We start from the raw sequence: 3000 nt of genomic DNA, 5'->3' as shown, positions 1-3000 counted from the left end.
GGGACGAATTGGAATGCTCTTTAACAACGCGGGAAAAAGCAGCCAGAAAAAAGGCTGTTAAATCAATGACAAAAGTCTGCTCAACCGTATGATGACGTCGGGAGACTCCAGTCGTGTGGGACGGCGATGTGCCGGCGGAAATTCGGGAATATCAGCACGGCCGGCTGAAAATGGTCCGCCATCTGGTGTTTGACGGCTGGGAGCTGATAGCGCAGCAGACGCAACAGTTTACCCTCAATCTGGACAACCGGGTGGAGCTGATGGCCGGAGAGGTGCAGACCCAGTATGCGGTCAGCGCCCCGACCGGCGAGCCGCTGGCGCTGTTCGACCCGGCAGGGAAACGGGTGTGGCGGCGACCGAAGCAGTCCCTGTACGGGCTGCGGCTGGGCGGACAGGCAGAGAATCCCCAGCTCGATCCGGGCCTCCGATTCGCCGGGCAGTTATGGGATGAAGAGTCAGGGCTTTGCTACAACAGGCACCGCTTTTACTCACCGGAAGCCGCATGTTATCTCAGTCCCGATCCAACGGGCCTCTGGGGTGGTGAGAATCCGTATGCATACGTCGAAAATCCCACAGGATGGGTTGATCCTCTGGGGCTGTCTTCTAAGAAGTGCATACCGAATAAAGTAGCTGGAACAGCCAGAGAGAAAAGAGCGCAAGCTATATTTGAAAAACGCTATGGCAAGGAAAATGTCATAAATGAACGTTACTTACGTGATGCTAATGGCAAATCAGTTAAGGATCCTTTAACTGGAGAAAGGAGGAGGATTGACTTTGTGATTAAGGGACAAGATGGAAAATGGAGCCCTGTTGAAATAACTAGCCAAACAGCACCAAAAGTCGGGCAATTGGCTAAAGAACAACGCATCCAACAAGCTGGAGGGACATTTGTCAGAAATCCAAATACCCGAGAGTTAATAGAAATAAATGATATATCAAAAGTGATTAGGGCAAGGTAATGACTGATATCGACTTCGATTTACATAATATCCCAATGTTACTGGGAGCAAATAAAAGTAAAGATTATCAAGAGCAAATAATTAACTTATCTAATGCACTAATGTGTTTCTTAAAAGATAATAACTTGCTAATAAATATGGAACCATTTGCTGAAAATGGAGAGGTTAAAAAAGATCTTATATTGAAAATGTCTAATGTCACACCAGAAGGGCTAGAGCTTTTTAAAAAGGTAATTCCTGGTTGGTTTAGTTATCTTGATAAAAGTACTAAACCTGAAAAATATCAGAATATTAGTCGTCTCGAAAAAGGCTTGGCTAAGTTACGTGAGAATAAGTAATACGATAAGATACTGAAATTATAACCCAAGCCGGAAAGATCCCCCGCGATCTTTCCGGCTTTGTTATTTTTATGCTTAAAATAAATATCTTACAGGGTTGATGTTATATATTAAATATATAAATTAAAATCATAAAAATATAAAATAAATAAGAAGAAAAACAAAGAAATAATATAGAAAAATATTAGATTCATAGTAAATATATATATAGGCCATATTTCAGCTATTTTATTCTGTTTTCTCCCTGAAACAGTAAAAAGCCGGAATCGCTTCCGGCCGGCTTCTTTCTTACCGTGGTGAATACCCGTGATACGCCAATGCAGACTGGAGCCGCCCTATCGCAGCCTTGATAACCCAGGCTTCCGTATCATCAACCGCACAGGCCCGTATCTCCGCCCAGTTCAGCCGCTTAGCCAGTTGGGCCAGGGCCAGTGCTTCAATGTGAGTTAACTGAATGTCCTGTAAATGTTCAATCGCTATCGTCATCTCATCTCTCCCCTTAACCCGCAAAACCGGTTATCAACGCCCGCATCTGCTGCTTAATCTCCCGCAGTTGGGCCTGTTGTCGCTGGTACTGCTGATGCTGTTGTTGCGTGGCTTCACTGTCAGGAATGAGCACCAGACAGCCATCCATCACCTTCACTGTAATCTGGCCGCCAGTATTAAACCCCGCCTGTCTCAGCCACTGCCCCTTAAGATGTATCGCCGGCGGCGCGTTGGCCTTATCGTTTTGCGGGACGTATCCCACCGTGTAATACCGTTCTGTTTTAGTCGCTTTATTTTGAGCCGCGTTTTGCCTAGAATGCGCCTTAGCCATAGTAACTACCCTTTTTAGTTGCTTGTGGTAAGCGGGGTTAAGGTGTTGGTAGCACTTTAATCCCGCGTTAAATCAAATGGTTATCTCGCCAGCGCCTGTAACTGCTTCTTAGTTAAAAAAGCGTCCAGCAACTTCTTAATCACTTCCTTATCCTCATCCGGTAACTGTTCCACTGCCTGAAACTGTCTCAATAACTCCCGGTCCTCAAATCTTGCCTTCGCCGCTTCGGTGGCGGCCCCTTCCAGCAAGTAATCACTGGTCACGCCCAATACATCCGCTAACCGTTTTAACGTATCACTCCCCGGTCTGGAAGTTCCCCGCTCAAAACGGCCAATATGGGTGTAATGCAACTCCGCCAGTCTGCCCAGTTCAGACTGGGAGAACCCCTTTTGCCTGCGTAACTCACGCAAGCGTTGGGCGAATCCGGTCTCTGTCGCCGCTGTCATATCAAGCACCTCAGTCATCATAGCGGTATCAAATAGAGCTATGTTGCCGTAATTATCTGCCATCTTCCATGCTCCGGTGCGTTGATATGAACTTCACATGCTTGACATGATAAAGCCTTGAAGCTACCTTATCAAGCATAAATGCTTTATTGAAAAATATTTTATAAGGACCGCTTACATGGCACGCATCCCGGAAGCCGAATTACAGCACCTGAAAACCGCCGTCTCCTTAGTGACCGTAGCGGAACAACAGGGACACAAGCTGATTAAACGCGGCAAAGATTACGTGCTGCTGTGCCCGTTCCATGAGGAAAAAACCCCGTCAATGGTGCTGAGTTCGGAAAAGAACCTCTATCACTGTTTCGGCTGTCACACCGGCGGTTCCGTCCTCGACTGGGTCATGAAAACCGAACGTCTGAGCCTGCGGCGGGCCGCAGAAC

The 3000-nt window shown here is 46.9% G+C and carries 6 protein-coding genes; 3 read left to right on the top strand and 3 right to left on the bottom strand.

Annotation, left to right across the window (positions count from 1 at the left end; all coding sequences use genetic code 11):
- Positions 1 to 185: 185 nt before the first annotated feature.
- Together EAE93_RS24900 and EAE93_RS23620 are read left to right on the top strand one after the other, a co-directional pair.
- Positions 186 to 959 (top strand): RHS repeat domain-containing protein, encoded by a 774-nt coding sequence (locus EAE93_RS24900; protein ID WP_332009640.1) that lies wholly within the window; start codon positions 186 to 188, stop codon positions 957 to 959.
- Positions 959 to 1297 (top strand): hypothetical protein, encoded by a 339-nt coding sequence (locus EAE93_RS23620; protein ID WP_214040703.1) that lies wholly within the window; start codon positions 959 to 961, stop codon positions 1295 to 1297. Before EAE93_RS24900 ends, EAE93_RS23620 begins: the two co-directional genes overlap by 1 nt.
- A gap of 288 nt (positions 1298 to 1585) precedes the next feature.
- On the opposite strand, the gene EAE93_RS23615 is transcribed toward EAE93_RS23620, so the two are convergent.
- The 3 genes from EAE93_RS23615 to EAE93_RS23605 form a co-directional block, all read right to left on the bottom strand.
- Entirely contained in the window at positions 1586 to 1783 is a 198-nt protein-coding gene (locus tag EAE93_RS23615) for a DUF7706 family protein (RefSeq protein WP_088374975.1), read from the bottom strand.
- A gap of 13 nt (positions 1784 to 1796) precedes the next feature.
- Positions 1797 to 2114, bottom strand: a complete 318-nt coding sequence (locus EAE93_RS23610) for a SymE family type I addiction module toxin (protein ID WP_214040702.1) — start codon at positions 2112 to 2114, stop codon at positions 1797 to 1799.
- Positions 2115 to 2194: 80 nt separating this feature from the next.
- On the bottom strand, positions 2195 to 2623 hold the full coding sequence (locus EAE93_RS23605; RefSeq protein WP_250151177.1) for a helix-turn-helix domain-containing protein: 429 nt from the start codon (positions 2621 to 2623) through the stop codon (positions 2195 to 2197).
- A gap of 115 nt (positions 2624 to 2738) precedes the next feature.
- On the opposite strand from EAE93_RS23605, the gene EAE93_RS23600 reads away from it, so the two are divergent.
- The coding region (locus EAE93_RS23600; RefSeq protein ID WP_250151176.1) for a CHC2 zinc finger domain-containing protein at positions 2739 to 3000 on the top strand (262 nt) is incomplete at its 3' end.

The organism is Photorhabdus akhurstii (assembly GCF_018448925.1).
GTDB classification, from domain to species: Bacteria; Pseudomonadota; Gammaproteobacteria; order Enterobacterales; family Enterobacteriaceae; genus Photorhabdus; species Photorhabdus akhurstii.
The sequence above is the reverse complement of the archived record's forward strand: the minus strand, read 5'-3'. Positions and strand labels throughout refer to the sequence as shown.

Coding starts and splice junctions, on each gene's coding strand:
- EAE93_RS23620 (WP_214040703.1), top strand. CDS start 959: ATGACTGATATCGACTTCGATTTACATAATATCCCAATGTTACTGGGA.
- EAE93_RS23610 (WP_214040702.1), bottom strand. CDS start 2,114: ATGGCTAAGGCGCATTCTAGGCAAAACGCGGCTCAAAATAAAGCGACT.
- EAE93_RS23615 (WP_088374975.1), bottom strand. CDS start 1,783: ATGACGATAGCGATTGAACATTTACAGGACATTCAGTTAACTCACATT.
- EAE93_RS23605 (WP_250151177.1), bottom strand. CDS start 2,623: ATGGCAGATAATTACGGCAACATAGCTCTATTTGATACCGCTATGATG.